Source organism: Endozoicomonas sp. PH6C, from assembly GCF_059322965.1.
This window is the reverse complement of sequence record NZ_CP185342.1, coordinates 6597819-6624142: the sequence shown is the minus strand read 5'-3', so window position 1 is coordinate 6624142 and position 26324 is coordinate 6597819. Positions and strand designations below refer to the sequence as shown.

General features: G+C 48.2%; 20 protein-coding genes and 1 pseudogene. 11 read left to right on the top strand and 10 right to left on the bottom strand.

All coding sequences use genetic code 11. From position 1 onward, the window contains the following. Positions 1-8: 8 nt before the first annotated feature. Positions 9-2282 carry an ABC transporter permease subunit gene (locus ACOMG9_RS23470; protein ID WP_448218739.1) on the bottom strand — a complete coding sequence of 758 codons (2274 nt, stop codon included), beginning with the start codon at positions 2280-2282 and terminating at the stop codon, positions 9-11. Positions 2283-2735: 453 nt separating this feature from the next. On the opposite strand from ACOMG9_RS23470, the gene ACOMG9_RS23465 reads away from it, so the two are divergent. Further along, a complete protein-coding gene (locus ACOMG9_RS23465; protein ID WP_448218740.1) occupies positions 2736-4781 on the top strand; it encodes an RING finger protein in 2046 nt (681 codons plus the stop codon). 190 nt (positions 4782-4971) lie between these two features. Here the strand turns inward: ACOMG9_RS23465 and ACOMG9_RS23460 are convergent, their stop codons facing one another. Further along, on the bottom strand, positions 4972-6012 hold the full coding sequence (locus tag ACOMG9_RS23460; RefSeq protein WP_448218741.1) for a hypothetical protein: 1041 nt from the start codon (positions 6010-6012) through the stop codon (positions 4972-4974). Between the two features lie 419 nt (positions 6013-6431). Here ACOMG9_RS23460 and ACOMG9_RS23455 point away from each other — a divergent pair, with 419 nt between their 5' ends. The 4 genes from ACOMG9_RS23455 to ACOMG9_RS23440 all read left to right on the top strand — a co-directional run bounded on the left by ACOMG9_RS23455 (position 6432) and on the right by ACOMG9_RS23440 (position 14491). Beyond that, positions 6432-8519 carry an RING finger protein gene (locus ACOMG9_RS23455; protein ID WP_448218742.1) on the top strand — a complete coding sequence of 696 codons (2088 nt, stop codon included), beginning with the start codon at positions 6432-6434 and terminating at the stop codon, positions 8517-8519. 368 nt (positions 8520-8887) lie between these two features. Beyond that, complete coding sequence (locus ACOMG9_RS23450; RefSeq protein ID WP_448218743.1) at positions 8888-10987, top strand: RING finger protein; 2100 nt, start codon at positions 8888-8890, stop codon at positions 10985-10987. Between the two features lie 62 nt (positions 10988-11049). Further along, on the top strand, positions 11050-12993 hold the full coding sequence (locus ACOMG9_RS23445; protein WP_448218744.1) for an RING finger protein: 1944 nt from the start codon (positions 11050-11052) through the stop codon (positions 12991-12993). 175 nt (positions 12994-13168) lie between these two features. After that, the gene (locus ACOMG9_RS23440; RefSeq protein ID WP_448218745.1) at positions 13169-14491 is read left to right on the top strand and encodes a Na+/H+ antiporter family protein; all 1323 of its coding nucleotides are present in this window, start codon (positions 13169-13171) and stop codon (positions 14489-14491) included. 58 nt (positions 14492-14549) lie between these two features. On the opposite strand, the gene ACOMG9_RS23435 is transcribed toward ACOMG9_RS23440, so the two are convergent. Beyond that, a complete protein-coding gene (locus tag ACOMG9_RS23435; protein ID WP_448218746.1) occupies positions 14550-15515 on the bottom strand; it encodes a PstS family phosphate ABC transporter substrate-binding protein in 966 nt (321 codons plus the stop codon). Positions 15516-15928: 413 nt separating this feature from the next. Between ACOMG9_RS23435 and ACOMG9_RS23430 the strand changes: the two genes are divergently transcribed. Next, on the top strand, positions 15929-16330 hold the full coding sequence (locus tag ACOMG9_RS23430) for an acyl-CoA thioesterase (protein WP_448218747.1): 402 nt from the start codon (positions 15929-15931) through the stop codon (positions 16328-16330). A 14-nt stretch (positions 16331-16344) separates the two neighbouring features. Here ACOMG9_RS23430 and ACOMG9_RS23425 read toward each other — a convergent pair whose 3' ends face one another. After that, complete coding sequence (locus ACOMG9_RS23425) at positions 16345-16737, bottom strand: response regulator (RefSeq protein ID WP_448218748.1); 393 nt, start codon at positions 16735-16737, stop codon at positions 16345-16347. Positions 16738-16806: 69 nt separating this feature from the next. Continuing rightward, positions 16807-17469 carry a fumarylacetoacetate hydrolase family protein gene (locus ACOMG9_RS23420; protein WP_448218749.1) on the bottom strand — a complete coding sequence of 221 codons (663 nt, stop codon included), beginning with the start codon at positions 17467-17469 and terminating at the stop codon, positions 16807-16809. 153 nt (positions 17470-17622) lie between these two features. Here ACOMG9_RS23420 and ACOMG9_RS23415 point away from each other — a divergent pair, with 153 nt between their 5' ends. Continuing rightward, the gene (locus tag ACOMG9_RS23415) at positions 17623-17883 is read left to right on the top strand and encodes a DUF4404 family protein (protein ID WP_317144543.1); all 261 of its coding nucleotides are present in this window, start codon (positions 17623-17625) and stop codon (positions 17881-17883) included. Between the two features lie 242 nt (positions 17884-18125). Further along, positions 18126-19355: a phosphoglycerate dehydrogenase gene (gene serA, locus ACOMG9_RS23410; RefSeq protein WP_422135841.1), complete on the top strand. Its 1230-nt coding sequence runs from the start codon at positions 18126-18128 to the stop codon at positions 19353-19355. A gap of 37 nt (positions 19356-19392) precedes the next feature. Here serA and ACOMG9_RS23405 read toward each other — a convergent pair whose 3' ends face one another. Further along, on the bottom strand, positions 19393-19590 hold the full coding sequence (locus tag ACOMG9_RS23405; RefSeq protein ID WP_422139244.1) for a type II toxin-antitoxin system VapB family antitoxin: 198 nt from the start codon (positions 19588-19590) through the stop codon (positions 19393-19395). 266 nt (positions 19591-19856) lie between these two features. Here ACOMG9_RS23405 and dsbB point away from each other — a divergent pair, with 266 nt between their 5' ends. After that, the gene (dsbB, locus tag ACOMG9_RS23400; protein WP_448218750.1) at positions 19857-20411 is read left to right on the top strand and encodes a disulfide bond formation protein DsbB; all 555 of its coding nucleotides are present in this window, start codon (positions 19857-19859) and stop codon (positions 20409-20411) included. A 420-nt stretch (positions 20412-20831) separates the two neighbouring features. Here the strand turns inward: dsbB and vapB are convergent, their stop codons facing one another. From vapB to modA, 4 genes are all read right to left on the bottom strand, one after another. After that, the gene (gene vapB, locus ACOMG9_RS23395; protein WP_494529513.1) at positions 20832-21071 is read right to left on the bottom strand and encodes a type II toxin-antitoxin system VapB family antitoxin; all 240 of its coding nucleotides are present in this window, start codon (positions 21069-21071) and stop codon (positions 20832-20834) included. Between the two features lie 95 nt (positions 21072-21166). Next, positions 21167-22138, bottom strand: a complete 972-nt coding sequence (locus ACOMG9_RS23390; protein WP_494529512.1) for an alpha/beta hydrolase — start codon at positions 22136-22138, stop codon at positions 21167-21169. A 64-nt stretch (positions 22139-22202) separates the two neighbouring features. Continuing rightward, positions 22203-22847, bottom strand: coding sequence for a transcription termination/antitermination NusG family protein (locus tag ACOMG9_RS23385; RefSeq protein ID WP_448218756.1), 645 nt, complete (start codon positions 22845-22847; stop codon positions 22203-22205). Positions 22848-23043: 196 nt separating this feature from the next. Further along, positions 23044-24018, bottom strand: a complete 975-nt coding sequence (modA, locus tag ACOMG9_RS23380; protein WP_448218757.1) for a molybdate ABC transporter substrate-binding protein — start codon at positions 24016-24018, stop codon at positions 23044-23046. Positions 24019-24440: 422 nt separating this feature from the next. On the opposite strand from modA, the gene ACOMG9_RS23375 reads away from it, so the two are divergent. Next, positions 24441-25532: an AAA family ATPase gene (locus ACOMG9_RS23375; RefSeq protein ID WP_448218880.1), complete on the top strand. Its 1092-nt coding sequence runs from the start codon at positions 24441-24443 to the stop codon at positions 25530-25532. Next, positions 25529-26218 (top strand): annotated as a pseudogene (locus ACOMG9_RS23370) (DUF4276 family protein). Before ACOMG9_RS23375 ends, ACOMG9_RS23370 begins: the two are co-directional and overlap by 4 nt. The last annotated feature ends 106 nt before the right edge of the window (positions 26219-26324 follow it).

The window sequence follows — 26324 nt, the reverse complement described above, 5'->3', positions numbered from 1 at the left end:
CTCCTTCCTTAAAGCGAACTGTACTTCTTGCGCAGTCGATGACGAACCATCTCGGCAGCGGTATTAACGACAAAGGTGAACAGGAAAAGCACCAGTGCAGCAAGGAATAGAATTCGATAGTGGCTGCTGCCGACTTCGGATTCAGGCATTTCAACAGCAATGTTGGCAGCCAGGGTTCTCATGCCTTCGAAGATATTGGCGTCCATGATGGGCGTGTTGCCGGTAGCCATCAGTACGATCATCGTTTCACCCACGGCGCGGCCCATACCAATCATCACGGCAGAGAATATGCCCGGGCTGGCGGTCAGCAATACCACCCGCATCAAGGTCTGCCAAGGCGTCGCACCCAGTGCCAGGGAGCCATAACTCAGATGTTTGGGAACACTGAAAATGGCATCCTCTGCGATAGAAAAAATGGTGGGGATCACTGCAAAGCCCATTGCCAGTCCCACTACCAGAGCATTGCGCTGATCGTAAGGAATGCCCAGATCAGAGGTCAGCCAGGTTCTCAGGTCACCATCAAAGAAGGTTGCTTCAATGGTACCGTTCAGGTTCATGGCAATAGCACCACTGATCAGTACCACAGGGATGAGCAGGGCTGCTTGCCAACCGTCCGGGATGGCGTGGCGGATTTTACCGGGCATGGAGTCCCAGGCAAAAGCAAAGAGCAATATGCCGATTGGAACAATCAACAAGAGTGCAAATATTCCTGCCAGACTGTTTTCGATCAGGGGGGCCAGCCAGAGACCGGCCAGAAAACCCAGAATGACCGTAGGCAGTGCTTCCATCAACTCAATGACAGGCTTTACTTTACGACGCATGGCTGGCGCCATGAAGTAAGCCGTATAGATGGCTCCGGCTATTGCCAGAGGTGTAGCCAGTAACATGGCGTAAAAGGCGGCCTTGAGAGTGCCGAAGGCCAGAGGGGTCAGGCTCAGCTTTGGCTCAAAGTCATTATTCGATGCAGACGACTGCCAGATATATTCAGGTTTCTCATAACCCTCATACCAGACTCTACCCCAGAGAGCCGACAAGGATACTTCCGGATGTTCATTTTCAACACGCCAGAATTCGGTAGAGCCATTGCTACTCACCAGCATATAGTTGCTACGGGGGGCAATAACCAGTTGCTCAACAGGACCGTCGGTCAGCTTCTCAGTCAGCAGGGTTCTGTTGGCTGTGGTGTAGAAGATGCCAACATTACCCTTGTCATCGGCTGCCAGAAAGCCCTTGCGGCGATGCTCAGGCACTATCTGCATAATAGGTTCACCGGCCAGCTCGAACTCGCGAATTCTTTGCAGGTGCCACTGGTTTTGTTCATCTCTGACCATGAACCACTGGCTGACCATGCCGGTGTCATCGCCTATCAGCAGAGAAACTCCACCCAACAGGAATGTCATGGTTGTTACTCTGGCCGAGTCGTTAGTCAGGTCAGTCTCTGACACGACGTGAGGCTGATTGATGTTGCTGATATCGATCAGTGTCAGGCCATCAGCACCGGATTGAACAAAAAGCCAGTGCTGATCCGGAGCAATCAGTACATCGTGAACAGGTCCATCCACTTCGGGCAGAGTGACACTCATTTCTTCAAGCGTGACTTCTTCCGTCAGGAAGTTTTCTTCCTTGCTAAAAGCGGTCATATAGAGGCGCTTGTCACCATAACCGGTGAGTAGCAGCTGATCTTCACTATCACTGATACTCAGGTGTGAAACAGCCTCATTATCCGTTATCAGATCAATCGCTTCCTCACCATATGGGTAGGTGACCCTTGGCGTGATCAGCCTCTTGTCATCAGGCCAGGTAATTTGATAGCCGTGCTTGAAAATGATGACCTGACCATTACTCAGACCCGCAGCCAGGAGGTTGCTATCGGATGGATCATTGTTAATTGTGGTGACTGAGGTCCCGGCAGGAAGGGGCAGGGAATAGCGATATTTCTGCCCTCCGGTTCGGGTGGATGAAAAAGTCAGGGCACCGTCGGCAGTGATGGAAAAAGCCAGTTCAGCCTGTTCTTCCATACTCTGATAGAGAGGGCGCTGCTCCCCTGTGATCGTCTGTGTCCAGGTACTGCTTTGTTCAATTTCTGCACTTTTGAATAAAGGCCCAACTTCGTACAGAAGATAGATGAAGATCAGCAGAATGGCGGCAATAACACCGAGGCCACCGACGGCTACACCCCACCGGGTCAGGTGATCTTTGAGAAAGCGAAGTGACTGATGACGTTTATGAGCCGGGGTGTTGTAATCGACACCAGGGCTGTCTTCTATTATTGGTTGGTACATGGCACTGGTCGCAGAGATTATTGAGCGTACCTTAAAAGGTCTGTGTTACAGAAATATGACAGAATTGAAAAAAATGGGAGTTGAGTACTCAAGCCGCCACTCTGAGTATCTTGGAACAGTATACCTGGTATTGAGCGATAGATAGCCGTGACCGGACACGCTGTCTGAAAAATACCGCAGCCAAACCGCACTCTATTCAGTATCAGCTACACTGAGGCTCCAGCTGAAGAAAAGCGAAAATTTGTGTGCAACTTAAAACCGTTTTCTTTCATATTTACATTCTTGATCTCTCTGGCAGCCAGTGGATTTGCTGCTGACAACTCTCAAGGACTTCTTATTGGTATTCCCGCAACGCAAGAAGGAAAGGCAAAGCAATGGTTTGATGCGCCCTCACAAGCAAGGTCAACTGATGACGTTAAAGTTTCCCTCCTGTCATCTCTGTGGCAGTGGCTAATGTCTTCGGAGAATGTTAGTGAGAAAAGAGAGAAAAATAGCACAGGTTTTACACTGCCGGAATGGCCCACATCAACACCTGAATCCGCCTTGCGATTATCAGGAGGCAGATTTCCACCCGACCCACCACCTCCACCATTTATGCCGGGTATTCCTGGCAAGGGATTGTTTAATAGGCCTGACTGGCAGTTTGACTACCTGTCAGCTCTGTTCAAGATCGGGCAGTGGTTGAAACAATGGTTTTATGATGGATATCGCAGCACTCCCGGTCAATCCGGACAATTCGTCAGTGACAAAGATTTATCTGCGGCTTTGGCAGGGATTACACAGAAGAGGGCGTTCAACAGGTCGTTATTCAGTCAGGTGCCGTTAGATATCTCGGAACTGCTTGCTCAACTATCGGGGAAAGGTTTGTCTGGTCACAGGCAGATGCACCAGCCAGAAACAGTTATGTTATATCCCGTATTTATGCTGCCTCAATCTGATTTGGATGACTTTGAAGAAGCGCAGGGGGTTGAATATGTTGGAGAAACTTGCAAAGTATGCCGGAATAACTTTGAAGAATCTGACGACCTGGTGAAAACGTCGTGTTTGCATTTGTTCCATATGGACTGCCTGAAACGGTGGCTAGCAAAAGAAATTAACCTGAAAGGCAACCATTTATGTCCATATTGTCGGCAGGATCAGAGTGCTCTGGGTGACTTTCTGATCCAGAAAGAAATGCAAGAGGTGGCTCATATTGTGACGGAAATGCTTTTAGAAAGAGGGACCTGGCCTGAAAATGACAGGTATATCTATGAAAGGCTGATCCGTGCGGGAGCCAGCAATGATCCGGCCATCGCTGAGCAGATACAGGCACTTTGGCCATTAGTTAATTTTTACTCAGTGCAACATATGGTGTCCCAAATGCAGTCAGGGAGTGCGACCTGGCCTGACAATGATGGGCATATCTTTTTAGAGTTGAGAATGGCAAAGAGTATCGATGATCCGGAAATTGCTGAGCAGGTGCGGTCACTTTGGCCTTCAGTTTGTTTGTACTCCCTGCAAAATCTGATCTCACAAATAGAAGCAGGGAGAAGGACCTGGCCTGACGATGAGCGTGATATCGCTCTGAGGTTGAAGATGGCACAAGATAGCAAAGATCCGGCCATTGTTGAGCAGGCACGGGCACTTAAGCCGGCAGCTTATTTGTACTCCGTGCAGCATCTGGTGTCACAGGTGCAGGCAGGGACAAGAACCTGGCCAGACGATGACGGTGGTATCTTCAGAATCCTGCATGTGGCGTTATTTGGTACTGATGCAACCAGTATTGAGGCATGGAGGGTATTAAATCCCGATAGTATACCCACTGCCGCGCCAGCAAAGGCACTTTATCCATTTGTGAATTTTTACTCTGCACAGCGTCTGTTGTCACAAGTACAGGCAGGGAGAAGGAGCTGGACTAAAGAAGATTACATCCATGCGGGGGCGTTGAAAAGACTGATAGAAGATAGCCCTGATCCAGCCATTGCTGAGCAGGCACGGGCCTTGTATCCATTAGCCAATTTGTACGCTCTACGGTATCAGGTGTCAGAAATGCAGGCAGGGAGAGATACCTGGCCTGTTTATGACAGGTATTTCCATACCATGTTAAGTATTGCAAGAGATAGCAATGATCCGGCCATTGCTGAGCAGGCACGGGCACTTGAGCCAGCCGTTAATTTTTACTCCGTGCAGAACCTGGTGTCACAAGTGCAGGTGGGGCGAGAGATCTGGCCACTTGAGGACAGTTATATCTATACAAGGTTGAGAAGTGCACAAGGAAGCGATGATCCGGCCATTGCTGAGCAGGCGCGGGCACTTGAGCCTGCCGTTAATTTTTGCTCCGTGCAGGACCTGGTGTCACTAATGCAGAAAGGATTAAGGACCAGCTGGCCTGAAGATGATAATGATGTCTATTTAAGGCTGAGTAGTGCAGGAAAATGCACTGATCCGGCCATTGCTCAGCAAGCGCGGGCACTTAAACCATTAGTTGATCATTATAAGAGTAAGTCGTCAGGGAATTGATTCCAGGCTGCTTTTTCAGCGAGACCTCTCTGCTTCAATCTGGTTATCAGTGGGTAACGATTCTCTACGAGTGTACACAGATTGTACCCATGAGGAAAAGTCGTTGTAACCGAAAGCTTTGAACCTCAGCCTTCTGGCAAGTTCAGTCTGTCTGCTCAGGTCTTAGAGTTTTGTGACGACCAATGTCGTACTACTCTTCATAGGGATCGACATCCATATCGGAATCAACATCCCACCCTGCTCCATAGGTGTCGCTGGAACATTCCAGGGTGCCCGCAGGCTCCGTTGAATGATTATTTATTGGCGAAGATTGCGAAATTGGGAATAACCCGGCTAATAGGGCGTCAAAAAACGAATGTCCACCAGCTTGTGGCTGAAAGGTTTGTGATTCTGTCATCCCGTGATGAGTTTGGTTCGCCGAACTTACTTCGGATTTCAGCGACTCTTCAGTTGATCCACCACCGTCGTATTGTCCGAGTCTGCAAAAGCCATTGCAGGAATCGAAGGAACAATTAAAACTCATAGTATGGTTCCCAAGCTCCCTAAGATAACCATCAATGTCGCTTACCATAACGCCGTATGGCCGAAATCGCTCAAGGGGGAACTTTGTGGCAAGTGAACGTGTCCAGACAATTTTCACCATAGGTTCAGGCCAAGTCGCGGGGTCAGGACCAGCCAAAAGATGGCTGATTGATGCTGAGTTTTCTGGTTCGCGAAATGCAATTCTTGGAATGTGAATACCCAAAGAACGACCGGTTCCCAGCTTATCTCTTTGCGTTTCTGTCGTGTCATGATGAGTGTGGCCCGTCGAACTTCTTTCAAAACCCTGTGACAGGAATCGACAAACACCATGACAGGAATCGACGAAACAATTTAAACCCAAAGTATGTTGGGATTGTTTGGGGTCCTGGTGACCGCCCCCAGAGTCGGAAGACATGAGGCTGGAGAAAGCAGCTGTATGATGGGGAGTTATTCCTGAGGCTTGCGATTGAGATGGCTGGCTTTGTGGCTGACTTTGTGGTTGGTTTTGTTGCCCGTAGTGTCCTCGGCCATACATAAGCAAGCCGAAAGCAGCCATTGCCTCTACTACGGGTATCCATGAATAAGGTTTGGCGCCCAGAGGGGTGTTGCCGAACTCGACAATAAAATGTCTTTCTGATGATTCGGCGTGACAGGTAACAGTCAGCCACGCCAGCAATAACAGCAATGACGAAGAGAGTGTTTTTTTCAAAACTTAATCCTTACGTCTGTTTTGTGTTTTTCCTGAAGGGGGAATTTAGAACAAGAGATTGATAGATCAAGAAAAAAAGCATTTTTCAATATCTCAGGCAGGTGTGCCCGCACTATGAGCTACACTCAGGCTCCGACTGAAGAAAAGCGAAAGTTTGTGTGCGACTTAAAACCATTTTCTTTTGTAAGTTCTTGATCTCTCTGGCAGTCATTGGATTTGCTGCTGACAACTCTCAAGGACTTCTGCTCGTCGTCGTAAATGGGACGTCTGATCAAGAGGCTTATCTGATATCCGATTTTGTCTACTTTGTGCCTGAAGGCGCTCTGCTCTTGCCCTCACCAGTAAGGTCAACTGATGACGTTAAAGGCTCATTTCTCCAGCAGCCCGTTTTACTCTTGTCATCTCTGTGGCAGTGGCTAATGTCTTCGGAGAATGTTAGTGAGAAAAGAGAGAAAAATAGCACAGGTTTTACACTGCCGGAATGGCCCACATCAACACCTGAATCCGCCTTGCGATTATCAGGAGGCAGATTTCCACCCGACCCACCACCTCCACCATTTATGCCGGGTATTCCTGGCAAGGGATTGTTTAATAGGCCTGACTGGCAGTTTGACTACCTGTCAGCTCTGTTCAGGATCGGGCAGTGGTTGAAACAATGGTTTTATGATGGATATCGCAGCACTCCCGGACAATTCGTCACTGACACAGATTTATCTGCGGCTTTGGCAGAGATTTCACAGAAGAGGGTGTTCAGCAGTTCGTTATTCCGTCAGGCGCCGTTAGATGCTTCGGAACTGCTTGCTCAACTATCGGGGAAAGATTTGTCTGGTCACAGGCAGTTGCATCAGCCAGAAACAGTTTTGTTGTATCCCGTTTTTATGCTGCCTCAATCTGATTTGGATGACTTTGAAGAAGCGCAGGGGGTTGAATATGTTGGGGAAACTTGCAGAGCATGCCGGAATAACCTTGAAGAATCTGATGACGCGGTGAAGACGTCATGCTTGCATTTGTTCCATATGGACTGCCTGAAACGGTGTCTAACAGAAGAAATTAACATGAAAGGCTACCGTTTCTGTCCATATTGTCGGCAGGATCAGAGTGCTCTGGGTGACTTTCTGATCCAGAAAGAAATGCAAGAGGTGGCTCATATTGTGAAGGAAATGCTATTAGAGAGAGGAACCTGGCCTGAGAATGACAGGTATATCTATGAAAGGCTGATTCGTGCAGGAGCTAGCAGTGACCCGGCCATCACTGAGCAGATACAGGCACTTTGGCCATTAGTTAACTTTTACTCTGTGCAGCACCTGGTGTCACAAGTGCAGTCAGGAAGAGCGACCTGGCCTGACAATGATGGGCATATCTTTTTAGAATTGAGAATGGCAAAAGGTATCGATGATCCGGAAATTGCTGAGCAGGTGCGGGTACTTTGGCCTTCAGTTTGTTTGTACTCCCTGCAAAATCTGATCTCACAAATAGAAGCAGGGAGAAAGACCTGGCCTGACGATGAGCGTGATATCGCTCTGAGGTTGAGAATGGCACTGGGCAGTAATGTTCCGGCCATTGTTAAGCAGGCACGGGCACTTAAGCCGACCATTTTTCTTTACTCTGTGCAGCAACTGGTTTCACAAATGCAGGCAGGAAAAGGGGTCTGGCCAGACGATGACCGTGGTGTCTTCCAAATGCTGAATGTTGCCTTTTTTGGTACTGATGACCATTTCTTAGCACGCCTGAGTGTTGGGTTAAATCTTGGGTCATATGGTACTGATGGAACCATTAGTAAGGCATGGAGGGAATATGGCGATAATGTTGCCACTTCTGAGCAGGCAAGTGCACTTTATCCATTAGTGAATTTGTACTCTGCGCAGCATCTGATATCACAAATACAGGCTGGGAAAAGAAGCTGGGCTGGAGATGAGAGTCATCTCATGGGGTCGTTGTGGAGATTAGTAAATAACCCTGATCCAGCCATTGCTGAGCAGGCATGGGCTATTTATCCATTAGCTAATTTGTACGCTTTACAATATCAGGTGTCACAAATGCGGGCAGGGAGAGAGACCTGGCCCGATAATGACTGGCATATCCATGAAGAGTTGAGGATTGCAAAAGCTAGCAATGATCTGGCTGTTGCTGAGCAGGCAGAAGCACTTGAGCCATTGGTTAATTTTTACTCTGTCAGGAATCTGTTGTCGCTGAGGCAGGTTTGGGGTGATATCTGGCCTGATGACGACAGTGATATCTATACAAGGTTGAGAAGTGCACAAGGAAGCGATGATCCGGCCATTGCTGAGCAGGCACGGGCACTTGAGCCAGCCGTTAATTTTTACTCCGTGCAGAACCTGGTGTCACGAATGCAGAGAGGATTAAGGATTAGCTGGCCTGAAGATGATAATAGTGTCTATTTAAAGTTGAGTAGTGCAGGAAAATGCACTGATCCGGCCATTGCTCAGCAGGCGAGGGCACTTAAACCATTAGTTGATCAATATAAGAGTAAGTCGTCAGGGAATTGATTCCAGGCTGCTTTTTCAGCGGGACCTCTCTGCTTCAATATCTCAGGCAGGTGTGCCCGCACTATGAGCTACACTCAGGCTCCGACTGAAGAAAAGCGAAAGTTTGTGTGCGACTTAAAACCATTTTCTTTTGTAAGTTCTTGATCTCTCTGGCAGTCATTGGATTTGCTGCTGACAACTCTCAAGGACTTCTGCTCGTCGTCGTAAATGGGACGTCTGATCAAGAGGCTTATCTGATATCCGATTTTGTCTACTTTGTGCCTGAAGGCGCTCTGCTCTTGCCCTCACCAGTAAGGTCAACTGATGACGTTAAAGGCTCATTTCTCCAGCAGCCCGTTTTACTCTTGTCATCTCTGTGGCAGTGGCTAATGTCTTCGGAGATTGTTCCTGAGATAAGAGAGAAAAATAGCACAGGCTTTGCACTGCCAGAATGGCCCACATCAACCCTTGAACCCACCTTGCGATTATCAGGAGGTGGATTTCCACCCGACCCACCACCTCCACCATTTATGCCGGGCCTTCCTGGCAAGGGATTGTTTAATAGGCCTGACTGGCAGCTTGACTACCTGTCAGCTGTGTTGATGATCGGGCAGTGGTTGAAACAATGGTTTTATGATGGATATCGCAGCACTACCGGTCAATCCGGACAATTCGTCAGTGACAAAGATTTATCTGCGGCTTTGGCAGGGATTACACAGAAGAGGGCGTTCAACAGGTCGTTATTCAGTCAGGTGCCGTTAGATGTCTCGGAACTGCTTGCTCAACAATCGGGGAAAGGTTTGTCTGGTCACAGGCAGGTGCATCAGCCAGAAACAGTTATGTTGTATCCCGTTTTTATGCTGCCTCAATCTGATTCGAATGACTTTGAAGAAGCGCAGGGGGTTGAATATGTTGGGGAAACTTGCGGAGCATGCCGGAATAACTTTGAAGAATCTGACGACCTGGTGAAAACGTCATGTTTGCATTTGTTCCATATGGACTGCCTGAAACGGTCGCTAACAAAAGAAATTAACATGAAAGGCTACCATTTCTGTCCATATTGTCTCCAGGATCAGAGTGCTCTGGGTGACTTTCTGATCCAAAAAGGAATGCAAGAGGTGGCTCATATTGTGACGGAAATGCTTTTAGAAAGAGGGGCCTGGCCTGAAAATGACAGGTATATCTATGAAAGGCTGATCCGTGCAGGAGCCAGCAATGATCCGGCCATCGCTGAGCAGATAAGGGCACTTTGGCCATTAGTTAATTTTTACTCTGTGCGGCATCTGGTGTCACAGGTGCAGGCAGAGAGAGCGACCTGGCCTGAAAATGATGGGCATATCTTTTTAGAGATGAGAATTGCAGAAGGTATCGATGATCCAGACATTGCTGAGCAGGCGCGGGTACTTTGGCCGTTAGTTTGTTTGTTCTCCCTGCAACATCTGACGACACAAATACAAGCGGGGAGAAGGGCCTGGCCTGACGATGACCGTCCTATCTATCTACGGTTGAGAATGGCACTGGACAGCAATGATCCGGCCATTGTTGAGCGGGCCCGGGCACTTAAGCCAACAATTTTTTTGTACACCGTGCAGCATCTGGTGTCACAAATGCAGGCAGGAACAGGGGTCTGGCCAGACGAAGAGGATGAGCATGCTGTCTTCGAAATGCTGAATGTTGCCTTATTTGGTACTGATGACCATTTCTTGGCAGGCCTGAGTGTTGGGTTAAATCTTGGGTTATATGGTACTGATGGAACCATCGCTGAAGCATGGAGGGATGGTGATAACCTGGCCACTTTTGAGCAGGCAAGTGCACTTTATCCATTGGTGAATTTGTACTCTGCGCAGCATCTGATGTCACAAGTGCAGGCTGGGAAAAGGAGTTGGCCTGGAGACCGGAGTGAGTTCATGGGGTCGTTGAGTAGATTAGTAAATAGCCCTGATCCGGCCATTGCTGAGCAGGCACGGGCTATTTATTCATTAGCTAATTTGTACGCTTTACAATATCAGGTGTCACAAATGCGGGCAGGGAGAGAGACCTGGCCCGATAATGACTGGCGTATCCATGAAAATTTGAGGATTGCAAAAGCTAGCAATGATCTGGCTGTTGCTGAGCAGGCAGAAGCACTTGAGCCATTGGTTAATTTTTACTCTGTCAGGAATCTGTTGTCACTGAATCAGGCATGGGGAGATATCTGGCCTAATGACGACATTGATATCTATACAAAGTTGAGAAGTGCACAAGGAAGCGATGATCCGGCCATTGCTGAGCAGGCACGGGCACTTGAGCCAGCCGTTAATTTTTACTCCGTGCAGAACCTGGTGTCACGAATGCAGAAAGGATTGAGGGTTAGTTGGCCTGAAGATGATAATAATGTCTATTTAAGGTTGAGTAGCGCAGAAAAATGCACTGATCCGAACATCGCTCAGCAGGCACGGGCACTTAAACCATTAGTTGATCAATATAAGAGTAAGTCGTCAGGGAATTGATTCCAGGCTGCTTTTTCAGCGGGACCTCTCTGCTTCAATATTCAGGCAGGTGTGTCCGCACAATGAGCTACAATCAGGCTTCCACTGAACAAATGCGGAAGTTTGTGTGTGACTTAAAGCCGTTTTCATTCATATGTACACTCTTGATCTTTCTGGCGACCATTGCAGTCGCTTTTGGGGTGCCGATAGCTGAGGCTTCGTTTAACTGTTATTTTCTGAATCGCGATATTTATATTCCCGCAACGGAACAGGGAAGCTTTGTATGTATCAGCCCTGAATGGCAAGTAGACAGAACCGCCAGTAAGGAGAGTGACCGGGCAACAGATAGCAACCAAGTAAAGCAGGCAGAAGGGCAATGGTTTGATCAGCCCTCACCGGTCTGGTCAATTGATGACGGTAAAGGTTCATTTCTCCAGCAGCCTGGTTCTCTCCTGTCAGCTCTGTGGCAGTGGCTGATGTCTTTAGAGAATGTTTTTGAGAAGAGAGAGAAAAATAGCACGGGTTTTGCTCTGCCTGAATGGCCCACATCAACACCTGAATCCGCCTTGCGATTATCAGGAGGCGGATTTCCACCTGACCCACCACCCCCTCCTCTATTTATACCGGGCATTTCCGGCAGGGGATTGTTTAAAATGCCCGACTGGCAGTTTGACTACCTGTCAGTGCTGCTCGGGATCGGCCAGCGGCTGAAACAATGGCTTTATAATGGATATCCGACCACTTCCGGTCAATCCAGACCATTCGTCAGTGACAAAGATTTATCTGCGGCTTTGGCAGGTATTACACAGAAGATGGCATTCAACAGGTCGTTATTCAGACGGGTGCCGTTAGATGCCTCGGAACTGCTTGCTGAACTATCGGGGAAAGATTTGTCTGGTCATGGGCAGATGCATCAGCCAGAAACAGTTATGTTGTATCCGGTATTTATGCTGCCTCAATCTGATTCGAATGATTTTGAAGAAGCGCAGGGGGTTGAATATGTTGGGGAAACTTGCAGCGTATGCCTTCTTAATTTAGAACAATCTGACGACGTGATGAAAACGTCATGTTTGCATTTGTTCCATCTGGAATGCCTGAAACGGTGGCTGACAGGAGAAGTTAACATGGAAGGGAATCGTTTCTGCCCATATTGTCGGCATGATCAGAGCGCTTTGGGTAATTTTCTGATACTGAAAGAGATACAGAAAGAACTGCAAGAGGTGATTCATATTGTGATGGGTATGCTACTAGGGAGAGGGACCTGGCCTAAAAATGACCATAGTATCTTCGTAACGTTGAATGCTGCGCTACTTTGTAATGATTCAGCCATTGTAGAGCAGGCGCGGGCAATTTTTCCATTAGCAAAATTGTACTCTGCGCAGCATCTGGTTTTGCAAGTGCGGGCAGGGAAAAGAACCTGGCCCGCAGATGAGGGTTTTATCCATCTAGGGTCGTTGAGAATGCTGGTAAATATCCCTGATCCGGCCATTGCAAAGCAGGCGCGGGCAATTTATCCATTAGCTAATTTGTACGCTGTACAGCATCAGGTATCTCAAGTGCAGGCAGGGGATGATACCTGGCCTGATAATGACAGTTATATCCGTACACGGTTGGGTATTGCGAGGGATTGTAATGATCTGGTCATTGCTGAGCAGGCAGAAGCACTTGAGCCATTGGTTAATTTTTACTCTGTGCGGCATCTGTTGGCACAAGTGCAGGCGGGGAGAGAGACCTGGCCTGATAATGACAGATATATCTATACAAGGTTGAGTAGTGCACAGCGAAGCAATGATCGGGACCTTGCTGAGCGGGCACGAGCCATTGAGCCAACCGTTCATTTGTTCTCTGTGCAGCATCTGGTATTACAAATGCAGACAGGAAGAAGAACCTGCTGGCCTGAAGATGACAATAATGTCTATGTAAGGTTGAGCAATGCAGAAGATAGCGGTGATCCGACCATTGCTCAGCAGGCACGGGCACTCAGGCCATTAGTTGATCAATATAAGAGCAACTCGCCAGAGAATTGATTCCAGCCTGCGTTTTCAGGGATATTTCTTCACTTTATAGTTATTTGGCCTGCTAATTCTCTATTTGCGCGAAAAATAAACCAATTAACTACAATCTGGTAATGCCGCTATTGTCCATGCTTCACTATAGATAGCCGCTGGCCGTTATAACGATAAAATACAATTTGGAATTAATATGAACGCAGTGATTCTGGCGGTTGCTTTCATGCTCGCGTTGAGCTTGTTGCGCGTTAATGTGGTTCTGGCACTGTTTGTGGGGGCTCTGGCCGGGGGAGTGATCGGTGGTCTGGATATCTTCCAGACTCTGGAGGCATTCTCCAGAGGTTTGGGCGGTGGCGTAGGCATTGCTATCAGTTACGCCATGCTGGGTGCTTTTGCTGTGGCCATCGCCCGCTCCGGCATACCTGAGTGGATGGCTGGAAAGATCATCCGCAAAGTAAAGAACAGCAACAACTCGCACAATAATGTGAAGCTAAAGTACAGCCTGTTTCTGGCGCTTGTGTTGATGGCTTTTTCTTCCCAGAACCTGATACCTATCCACATAGCCTTTATTCCCATACTGATTCCTCCCTTGTTATCGGTATTCAGTGCTATGGCGATTGATCGTCGTCAGGTGGTCTGTCTTCTTACCTTTGGCCTTACCGCGACCTATATGATTTTTCCTGTAGGCTTTGGCAATGTCTATCTGAATCAGATTCTTGGTGGCAATCTTCAGGAGAATGGGCTGGATATTGAACTGAGCCAGATGCCGCTGGCGATGGCGATTCCCGTTTTGGGTATGTTCCTGGGGTTGTTGCTGGCTGTTTTTTTCAGTTACCGAAAGTCCAGAACCTATCGTGTAGAAGAGACCATTTTGATTCATGAACAAGATATTCAGTTAAGCAAGCCTGCCATTATTACCTCTGTCATAGCCATTGTTCTGGTGCTGGTGAGTCAATTGACAACCGGGTCCATGGTTCTCGCTGCTGCACTGGGCTTTATTACCATGGTCATTGGGCGAGTCGTCTGCTGGCGGGAAGCAGATGAGGTATTCAATGAGGGTCTGCGCATGATGGCAGCTTTTGGCTTCATCATGATCTCGGCCGCAGGTTTTGCGGAAGTGCTCCGCTCAACAGGTGATATTCCAGAGCTGGTGAGTCAGGTACAGATGTTTGTGGGAGGCAGTCAGGCTCTTGCGGCCATTCTTATGCTTCTGGTCGGGTTACTGATCACTATGGGTATTGGCTCTTCGTTCTCTACGGTTCCGATTATTGCCACCCTTTATGTGCCACTGGGCATGGAACTTGGATTTACGCCACTGGCGATAGCCTGTCTTGTGGGAGTCGCAGGAGCATTAGGTGATGCAGGCTCCCCGGTTTCAGAATCTACCATTGGTCCCACTGCCGGCTTGAACGTGGATGGTCAGCACGACCACATCCGGGATTCGGTGATTCCCACCTTTTTACACTTCAATATTCCGATGATTATTTTTGGCTGGATTGCCGCCATGATTCTTTGAGTACCCGCCATAAAAACGGGGCCAGATGGCCCCGTGTGGATCACTCATGAATCTGTGATTACAGATCGAGTTCAGACAGATACTTTTCAACCACCTTGGCAGGCAGAGGGATGTAACCGTCTTTAACGACGACTTCCTGACCCTGCTGAGACAGTACCATCTTCAGGAATTCGCCTTCCAGAGGGGACAACTTCTTGTTGGGCTGCTTGTTAACGTACACGTACAGGAAACGAGACAGTGGATAAGAGTTGTTGACAGCGTTAGCGGGCGTTGCCTCAACGAATGGCTGACCGGCTTTCTTGGCCAGAGGTACAGTACGTACGCTGGAAGTCTGGTAACCGATGCCGGAGTAGCCGATGCCGTTTACAGAAGCACTGACAGACTGAACCACAGAAGCAGAACCAGGCTGTTCATTTACGTTGTTACGGAAATCACCTTTGCAGAGGGCTTTCTTCTTGAAGTAACCGTAGGTGCCGGATACAGAGTTACGGCCGTACAGCTGGATTGAGCGGTTTTTCCAGGCTCCGTCCAGACCGGCAGCACCCCAGGTACTGATGTCTTTGTCGTCACCACACTTGCGGGTGGAGGAGAAAATAGCGTCCACTTGAGCCATGGTCAGACCCTTGATTGGGTTGTCCTTGTTGACGAAAACAGCCAGAGCGTCAATGGCAACCGGAACAGCAGTGGGCTTGTAGCCATGCTTCTTCTCAAAAGCTTCCAGTTCCTTGTCTTTCATCTTGCGGCTCATGGGGCCGATGTTGGACGTTCCTTCCGTCAGAGCGGGTGGTGCAGTAGAAGAACCGGCAGCCTGAATCTGTACGTTCACATTAGGATATTCACGCTTGAAATCTTCTGCCCACAGAGTCATCAGGTTAGCCAGAGTGTCAGAGCCGACACTGGACAGATTGCCTGATACACCACTGGCTTTCTTATAAGTGGGGATCTCAGCGTCAATCTGACTGGCAGAGGCAGCCTGGATTCCGGTCGCAAGGGCAATTGTTGTTATTAGAGCTTTAAGCTTCATTCGTATCTCTCCTAAAGGGATTTTTTAGCCTCTCTTATACAGCTACAGGCATTTGTTTACTGGCAAGAACTATAAGATGAAAATGTGACAGTTATATGAACGACAGTGAAGCTTTATATTCGCAATAGTCATAATGTAAAATCACTGACTTTAATTCCAACTTGATTGTAGATTACTGATGAAATGCCAAGACAGGTACGAGCCCGGCTTGCAAAGCATGCCTCCTGTGCCAGTTTCTATTCGCTGAGTGTTTTAGCTACAACGCTAACTGAGAAGAGAAGTAAAATACCTTTAGCTGGAAAAGCTTCACGATCAGGAAGATCCCGGGCGCAAGAAACAACTGACATTATATATAAGGATTTTCAGAGTCGGTTGCGCCAAAAAAATAAAAACATCAAGTGCTAGAGAACAATATGGAACTGAACAATGATCTTGCTCCCGGACCTCAGGGAGAACTGACGCTGAAAGTGCTGGCAGACTACCAATCTGTTAATACGACAGGCGATGTCTTTGGTGGCTGGGTGGCCATGCAGATTGATCAGGCTGGCGCAATCATGGCCAGAAAGATTGCCACAGGACGTGTTGTCACCGTTAGTATCGGCAGTATGAGTTTTATGCGCTCAGTTAAAATGGGTGATATTCTTGCGCTGTTCACCCGGGTGACAGAGGTCGGCAAAACGTCAATTCGGGTGGTCGTTGAAGCCTGGGTGGAAGATAAACGCGGTCGCGCCAAGCTGACTGAAGCCAATATGGTTTTTGTAGCCATTGATACACAGGGCAGAACGTCTCGAATCCAGAGCGCCAAAAGCCCTTAGGATTTGAGGCAGTTTCAGTCTTGGTTCCAAAGAACCAGCTTTTCTGATAAAGATGCAAGTGAAACAGGTTTGTCCAGAAAATCGTCCATACCGGCAGACTTACAGGCAATCTTATCCGATTCCGAGGTGTTGGCTGTGAAAGCGATAACCGGTATTCCGGCATAGTGTTGCCCGGAGGCTCTGATTTTTTCAGTGGCTTCCAGACCACCCATGATGGGCATCATGCAATCCATGAGAATCAGGTTGAAGGCCTCTGAAGTCTCAAGAATGTCCAGTGCTTCCTGACCATTCTGGGCCACTTTGCAGCTGCAGCCCAATTTTTCAAGCAGCTTTTTGACCACCATCTGGTTTACCTGGCTATCTTCCACCACCAGAATATGGAGGCTGTAGGTTTCCCTGACTGACACTGGCTTTCCTTTGCCTGTGGCCTGATTTCTCTACAGTCAATATCTGAAGAAGTGCCGGGTTCTTTAGGATCAGATGCAGGATGTTGCCAGACTAAAGCGGTCAGTAATAGCTAATTCAAGCCGATCTCCCTGCTTCAGAGGACCAACGCCGGCCGGAGTGCCAGTGAGGACAATATCGCCGGGTTCCAGTGTGAAGTGACGGCTTATGTAGCTGATCAGCCCCGGAATTGAGGTCAGCATATGGGCTGAAGTGTCTTCCTGACGTGTCTGCCCATTAATTTTAAGGCTGAAGTGAATGTTATTGAGATCGGGCAGGTGCTCTTTGGCAATAAACCCTGAAACGGGGCAGCTGCCATCAAAGGCTTTGGCCACTTCCCATGGCAGTCCTTTTTCTTTTAGCCGGGACTGAACATCCCGGAGTGTCAGATCCAATGCCAGCCCTATTGCCTTGATGGCATCAATGCTCTCATTCTCGCTGGCATTCTGGAGTCGGGTGTCCATCAGAATTGCTATTTCTGTTTCGTGGTGAACTTCACCGCGATCGACGGGAATGGCAAAGGGTATTTCCAGAGCTGTCAGTGATGTTGAAGGTTTGATAAACAACACGGGATCCTCGGGCAGCGGATTGTTCAACTCCCGAATGTGCTCGGCATAATTTCGGCCGACACACACCACTTTGCCGGCCGGCAGATCAATGCGGTCGCCACTTAGCCAGTGATGCCTGTACTTCATAGGGCGTCCTTCTTGCTTGTTTGTTCTTGTGTTTTTATTTTGCTCATGGCCTGGCACATCGCTAGTATTTATCAGCCGGGTACGACTGCTGAAGCTATCATTCACAGTACAAATATTGTGTTTTCCAGATTAACCTGATCACAGGAGCACGTCATGTCTGAAGAACTCCACCTGAATATCCAGAATCTGCATGACCTGCTTGAAGGACAGCCTGTGGACGAATGTACTGCAGGGGCTCTCAAGCAAATTACCGATGAACTGCAGCTGGCTCTGGCTCAGGCAGAGGGCGATATTCCTCTGCAGGACTACAACGAACAGCTCGAGCAGGAAGCGATCAAGTTTTCCGAACAACATCCTGCATTGTCTCAGGCTATCAGACAGATTCTGACTACGCTATCAAGCATAGGTGTCTGAAACAGAAAACACATAATAACTGCTCTGCACGCGAGGTTTAAGTCCTGTAGTGGTGATTGGACAAGGAACATCTGATTCATACACTCAAGGTAAGGGCTTTTCTCTTTTTTATGCTATTATCCACACCCCGGTCGGTTCTGAAACCAGATGACTCGGGTTGTATTCAGCCATTGACAGTATTTCCCACTCGATTTGGCTGAAGTACTTTTCAAGGTAGATTAAAAGACATCCGAGCTATTGTTATGCCCTCTATTTCCCTGGACAAGAGTAAGATTCGATTCCTTCTTCTGGAGGGGGTTCATCAGTCTGCTGTGGAAGTGCTTGAAGCTTCCGGCTACACCAATATTGATTATGTTTCCAAGTCCTTACCAGACGATGAGCTGAAGCAGCGGATTTCCGAAGCGCACTTTGTAGGCATTCGATCCCGAACCCAGCTGAGTGAAGACGTCTTTGCTGCAGCCCAGAAGCTGATCGCTGTTGGTTGTTTCTGCATCGGTACCAACCAGGTAGAGCTGGATGCTGCTACGTCACGGGGAATCCCGGTCTTTAATGCACCTTATTCCAACACTCGCTCTGTTGCTGAGCTGGTTCTGGCTGAGGCCATTCTTCTGTTGCGGGGTGTGCCTGAAAAGAATGCCGTTGCTCACCGGGGTGGCTGGCAGAAGAGTGCCGCCAATTCCTATGAAATTCGCGGTAAAAAGCTGGGTATTATTGGCTACGGCAGTATCGGAAGCCAACTAAGTGTTTTGGCTGAATCTATGGGCATGGACGTTTATTACTACGATGTGGTGACCAAGCTCTCCATCGGTAATGCCAGTCAGGTCGGCAGTCTCAATGATCTGCTGTCCATGTCTGATGTTGTCAGCCTGCACGTTCCTGAAACACCCGCCACTCAATGGATGTTTGGCGAAGAGCAGTTTGCGGCTATGAAGGAAGGCAGTATTCTGATCAATGCTTCTCGCGGAACTGTTGTCGACATTCAGTCCCTGGCTTCGGCGATTGAAACGGGCAAGTTGCTGGGGGCTGCAATCGATGTTTTCCCGGAAGAACCACGTTCTAACAGTGATGAGTTTGTCAGCCCTCTGCGTGGACTGGATAACGTCATTTTGACACCTCACGTGGGTGGCAGTACTCAGGAAGCGCAGGAAAATATTGGTCGTGAAGTCTCCGAGAAGTTTGTTATGTACAGTGATAATGGTACAACATTGTCGTCTGTTAACTTCCCTGAAGTCTCATTGCCTGGGCATCCGGACAAGCATCGTATCCTGCATATTCACAAGAATATCCCCGGAGTTCTGGTAGCCATCAACAAGGTTTTCTCCCTGAACAATATCAATATCAGCGGTCAGTTCCTGCAAACCAATGAATCCGTGGGTTATGTGGTCATTGACGTAGATGCCGATCACAGTGACATTGCGCTGGAGAAGCTGAAAGAAATCGACGGCACCATTCGTTGCCGGGTTCTTTACTGAGTTTGATTTAGCCGGGCCGCAGGCCCGGTTTCAAGGGTTAGTCATCGTCAACTCTCAGGCAATCCAGATCGCCTTCCCAGTTAAGCTTTCCACGATATTGTCTGATCAATTCTTGCCTGCTCAGCTTGATCAAAAGCCTGAGTCCTTTTTCAATAGCCTCACGCTTCGTTTTTAACCCGGTTATTTCAAGGGCATCACGCATGAGCGTTTCATCAATGACTGTATGGATTCTCATAAAAGCGTCTCGTATAGAGCATATGTTGAGTTGATTCTCTGGATATGTTTTAGACTGTAAATCAGAAGTCGGGAGAGAATTTCTTAATTGCTTTGAAGTCTTCTGAAAATGTCGATAAACAGCTCCTATGGAAACAATTGATCCCGTCAGTTTCTTGTAATGTGTCTTACACTCAACAGGGACATGCAGTATCTTTAGCTGTCGGACTCCAAGTTGAGTCTCCAACCTACTCAGAACAATATACAGGCTTTTGGAGAAGCGCTGTTTTGACGAAACTCTCTCATCTCTGGACTGATTTCAGAACGGATCCTCTTGGGGCTATCCGTGACTGGCAGAATGCCAGAACCACCTGGCTGATCATGCTGCTGACGGCTGTTTTTCTGGAGTCTGTAGCCCTTTATTTTCAGTACGTCATGTATTTGGACCCTTGTGAACTTTGTGTTTATCAGCGTCTGGCTGTATTGCTCATTGGCCTTGCAGCCCTGATCCTGCTGGTGGCGCCACGAAACAAACTGGCAAGAGGTCTCGGATACATCATCTGGATTGCCGGTGCTGCCTATGGGTTGGATGCTTCGATCAAAATGCTGGGCTACTACACGTCTGCAGACTTGTTCATGACCTGCAAGGCTCTGCCTAGCTTCCCATTCGATCTGCCGCTTTATGATTGGTGGCCTCAAATGTTCCTGCCGTCCGGTTTCTGCGGGCAGGATGGCTGGCTATTCCTGGGAATGAATATGGCTCACTGGATGACGTTTATCTTTGGCGTTTATATTGCAGCTTATATGCTTTGTCTGATCAGTCTGTTCAGGAAATCAAAGTAATCGAGTAAGCACACCTTCGGGCGCCCCGGAGTATATGTTCCAGGCGCTCAACCCTTGCCATCCCCTCAAAAAGTTCTGCAAACACTTTTAATTCTGACTGGCAGATTTGAACATTTTCTATTGTTTACTTTGCCGCCGCCGCACGAGTGCACGGATATTCCAGTTCCGTTGACCTGCGTTTTATCACGTAAATCGAGAGTAAGTACTCAACCATACGAAATCATATTTTCTGACTTATTGTTCAGGCACTCGCGGCAACTGCTCCTGCGTTGCTCTAGCTCCTGCATCCATGCAGTCGTGATGCGTTGCAACTCTGGTCACATAGCTTGCTATGTTCCCGTCGTTGCGCCTTGCAGAGCACCTGTCCAATAAGCCAGAAATATTCGATTCCGTATGGCTGAGTACTTAAGAACTTCAACATCAGAATTCCTCTCGATCTCTCTGATCCTGAGAGGCTCGTTCAGCCATAAACTCATCGGTGACGCCTTCTGCAGGGTCTGCATTAAAGAATGAGTCCCAGGTCTTTCCCAAAGGAGAGAGAATTCGATCATTGCCACGAACCCTGACGCTGACTTTTTTGACGCCATCAGGAAATTGGGTTTCTGCGGGGAGTCGAATAGCCTGTGTCCGGTTGTTAACAAAGACAGTACCCTGAGCCATCGTTGCCACCTTTAGGTTGATGATATATGCAAAATTTTTATCTCAATGACTATATGGCAAGTTTTAAAACTTTGGGACTGACAGAAAAACTGACCTCAGGCTGATTGGGCATTCAGTTTGCTGGTCAACCAGTTCAGGTAATCATCAATGGTTTCGTCCAGCTCATTGGGCAAGTGGTGTCGGGCATCTTCTAAATAGTAGACACTGGGCTGGGTATAGAGCTTCTCAAGTACAGGAATATTGTGTTTGGCATCGACCGTACGGTCGAATGTACCCTGCAGAATAAGTGGGCTGACCGATGATTTTATCTTGCTGGACTCAATGCGCCTGATCCAGCGATCCATCGCCAGTACCCATTGTATGGGCAGAATGGTGGCGGACAGAGGATCGTTGTGGGACAGCTCCAGAAACGATTTTTTTCTGGAATTCCGGGTGTAAGTTCGGGGCAACTGGGTAATAAACAGTTTCGCCAGTTGCAGCTGTAATCGTCCCAGTGTCCACTTCCAGGGCCTGACCAGGGGAGCGGATAAAATGACCTGTTGGAAGGGACTGGCCTTATTATCGGCCTCCCGGTTGATCAGGCAGTCTGTCAGGATCGCGCACCCTGTACTCTGGCCAAAAGCGTGCCAGGGTTTGGGCAGGTTGCCTTCACAATACATCAGTATGTCTTCAAGAATCAGAGTGTAAACAGAAAAATCCGGGATAGTGGCGGGCTTGCCGCTGGAGAGCCCATGACCGGGCAGGTCATAGGCCAGAACATTGAAGCCCTGCTCCAGCAGGAAGCGGATGATTCGGGCGAAGAGTCCAACATGGTCGTAGTAACCATGAAGAAGAAAAAAAGTGCCTTTGGCATCGGACTTCTCAAACAGATGGCAGGCCACCTTGTAGTTGCAGCTGTCGATCGAGCCCATCGAGTGGCGAATATCCGCTGATCCGGCTTCAAAATTGATACCATAGAAATCAAGGTATGCTTTGATGTCCGGATTCTGGCCAGCGATTGAATCCCGGGCTCCCGGAGGAAAAACCAGAGGTTTGATCTGTTCCTTAAGGTTTTCAGGATTCAGCATAGGGTGCTTTGTTCCTATGTTGGGCTCAGGGCTATCGTTAATCCTGAACGGGTTGCACCTTTCATCAGGCTTTTTCCAGATCCTCGAGCCTGACTTCTATTTGCTTCTCGGAAACGACTTCACAGACGGTATCGCCTTGTGTATTTCGCTGCATTTTGATGTATTGCACCAGAATCATACCCCGAGCAGAACCGACGTTATTTATAAACGTCATCTCCAGTTTTTGATAGAGAGGATGATTCATAATGACTTTGTCACCTTTTTTAAAGCTGACCCCTCTGCCTGAGCCCGTGCCTTCACTTTCTGCCTGACTATTAAGCGTTTCGACAATTAACCGGATATCCTTGATCACTTCATGGCCATTAGGGATAGGTTTTGGCAGCAGGACTTGCACATCCTGCTCCTGACTTTTGCTCAGGCGACCATCTTTATGGAGCTGGCGGGTAATCCGGTTAAAAGAGACGATCTCGCTGACGCCACGGGTGGAGCGTATCTTATGGAAACGATCCAGATCCTTGAGGTCCAGGTAAAGAAATACATAACCGGGAAAGAGAATCTCTTCCTTCAAAAGGCCCCTGACTCGAACCTTTACTATCGGGCCGTATGCATCAAATCCCTGGGTTTCGAGGTTTTCCTGAGCTCTCTGCTCCTGGCGAGGTCTGGTTTTAAGCAGGTACCATCCCTCTTGCAAGCACTCTTGATTCTGCATACATATTCCCTGAATGCTTTCTGCTATATAAAACGAAAGTGCAAATAACCTGATGCGGAACCATCTGACAGTGACTTTTAACGGTCACGCGCTAACTGTCACATCAGTAACGGCTATTGAACTGATTGCACTTCGATCTGAGCAGCCACATCTCGATGTCTATTAAAAGTGCCTCATTATAATTCCCATGGTCGAACTATGCACCGCTTAACATCCACATTGCTGTATTTAACCAGACGATAACCAGCGCGGCCTTGGGGTAGCGTGAATGGCGTTTGTGGAGAGACACTGCGGGACTGAGTGCACGGCTTGAACCTTCTATTTCGACAGGTGCTCTCTGATAACCATTGGCGGCAATAAACTCTTGAATTTCATCGGACAGCAGGAAATCCACCAGAGTTCTGGCGGCAGCTTCATGCTCTGTGGCCTTGAGAATGACCAGTTCCTGAAGCAATGGCGTATATAGTTTTTGCGGGACCATTGTTATACCTACAGGTAAGTCAATTTTATTGCCATTGCTGTCGGTTTTTGTTACCAGGGAAGCAGCCACGAAACCTGCACGGGTAGTATCTTTTATAAGCTTCCATATCGTTTTGACAAAGCGGCGGATAACCAATTTATTCTGGTCTCTGAGCGTTTGATAAAGACCATATTTCTCAAGGACTGATTTAGCTGCATGCCCGTACGGGGCATAAACCGGCTCTGCAATGTAGATGGCTGGTGGGTCGGTTTCTCTGATGTAGGTTTTTATATCGTCAGGTTCTACCACGACATTCTGGCCGTGCCAGAATGCCAACAACCCCTGTGCATAAATCTTTCTGGAATTTTGTAAAACCTTACCCTGTTGCTCCAGTTCTGCCGTATTTATGTTGTCAGCAGATAGAAACAGATCAATCTTCTCAGAGTCATCACTGACCAGCGTCTTCAGGCCCCCTGAAGATCCATAAAAAGTCAGCTCCAGGGTATGCCCGAACCGTGACTGGAACTGATCTTTCAAGATCTCCAGAACATGATAAAAATTCGATGCGACAGCCACCCTGATGGTATCAGCGTTTGATGGGGGGCTGATGGAAAGCAGGCACCCAACAATGAAAGCGTGAATAGGTAAGCCAGAAATAGCTTTGTATTCAAAGGAAGTTTTAAGGTATTTAACAAAGCAGATATAAAACAAGATTTTTCTCCAGAACTCAGTGAGCGAGCTATAGAGCCTAGTTCAGATTGAGGGAAAGGACAGTCAGAAGATATCTGACTGTTCAAAGACTGTTATTGACAGACTCACTCTGCAAGGTTTTGCGGTACCCTGAATCGGGCGGGTATATGTGAGGTCTCCAAAAAATATTGATATTTCAGTACTAACAGAGGGCGTCCCCATGGCTTTCTGAGCCTCGAGCTCAGTTTAGATAAAGAGATGGGGCTTGCCGAAAAGATACGCCACTGCCAATCTCAAATGGACCAACGACGGTGGTAACGATCTGGCCTTCGCCCCGTGGTATGAGCTGGGCTTGGAGTACGGCGAAAAAGAAGGTGACCGGATAAACGATCATCATGTAAGCTTGGCGGATAAGCGGAACGCGAGGGAGAGTGCGGGTGAGTATGATAGATACGCTGACCATCCGGGGTTTCCAATCTATCCGTCAGCTGGACGATCTCCGACTGACCCGCCTGAATGTGCTTATCGGTGCCAATGGTGTGGGCAAGAGTAACTTTGTCAGTTACTTTCGGATGCTGCATGAACTGGTGGAAGAGCGGTTGCAGGTTTGGGTGAGTAAGCAAGGTGGGGCTGATCGGGTGTTGAGTTATGGGGTGAAGGAGACGGCTCGCCTTCAGACAGCAATTCACTTCAGTCTGAATCGCTATACAGCCGAATTGGAACCCACATCAGACGATGGCCTTACCTTTTGCCGGGAAGAACTCTATTTTAACGGACCACTGTATGGAGTGGCTCGTCCAAATTTAGGTTCTGGTCACAAAGAGTCCAACTTAAAAAAAGAGACTCAAGCGAAATCAACCGTTGCTTCATTTTGTTATGCGGCGATATCCGGCTGGAAAGTTTTTCATTTTCACGACACCAGCGAAACTGCAGCGATTAAACGCCTGGGTGCCGTGCATGACAATGACTATCTGCGTCCAGATGCAGCCAACCTGGCGGCTTATCTATTTAGACTCAAAACGGAAATCCCAGACGTCTACAACCAAATTTGTAAAACAGTCCGCTTGGCTGTGCCGTTCTTTGACGACTTTGTGCTGAAACCAACCCAGTTATCTTCTGGCGAAGAGCAGATTCGCCTGCTTTGGCGGCAAACCGGTAGCGATTACCCGCTGTGGCCTAGCCAACTTTCTGATGGTTCTATTCGCTTTATTTGTCTGGTGACAGCATTACTGCAACCCAATCCGCCCTCCACCATTATTATTGATGAGCCGGAGTTGGGTCTGCACCCTTACGCCATTAATCTGCTGGGCGCCTTATTGCGCTCTGCTTCGAAACGGATGCAGGTGATTATTTCTACCCAATCCGTACCCTTGCTTAATGAGTTTAAGCTGGATGAACTGATTGTGGTGGAACGGGAAAATGGTGCCTCTATCTTTAAGCGTCTGGATGCGGATAAGTTTGAGAGTTGGCTGGAAGATTACTCCGTAGGTGAACTGTGGGAGAAAAACATTCTCGGTGGTAGACCATCAAAATGAGTTCTCAATCTCCAATCAATGTTCATATCATTTGCGAAGGGCAAACCGAAGAAGCGTTTGTTAACGATCTTCTGGTGGAGCCTTTTGCATGCAAGGGTATCTATCTCAGACCCGCTCTGATTGGTAGGCCCGGGCATAAAGGCGGAAATTTCAAGTTTGACCGCCTTTATCCTGATGTACAAAAACGGCTCTCTAGTGACAGGGCCTGCTATTGCACCACGTTCTTCGATTTTTACGGTTTGCCGGAGTTTTTTCCCGGTAAAAACAGCCTTAACGCGCAATCATCGATAGAAGGTAAAGCCCAAAGTTTGCAAACGGAACTCATGGAAAGGCTCACCGAAAAACTGGGAGCTGATGCTATGCGCCGGTTTATTCCTTATGTGCAGATGTATGAGTTTGAGGCACTGCTGTTCAGTGATCCGACAAAAATGGCAGAAGGGATGGATAAACCTGATCTGGCAAACTCTTTCGCTGAAATTGCCCGAGACTTTGCGACACCCTAAGCCATCAATAACAGCCCACAAACCGCCCCCAGTAAGCACATCGAACGCCTTGTACCCGGTTATGAAAAACCATTAATGGGGGTACTGGCTGCATTGGAGATCGGTTTGGGCATAATGCGGGAGCGATGCCAGCTGTTTAATGGCTGGCTCTGCCAAATCGAAGCATTAGCAAAATCGCCGTAAACCCTCGCCCAATCGAGGGTGGGGATATAAGGCGATTTTGCTAAAATCCTATCCTGTTGTTCCAGTTCTGCCGTCTTTACATTATCAGCAGATAGAAACAGATCAA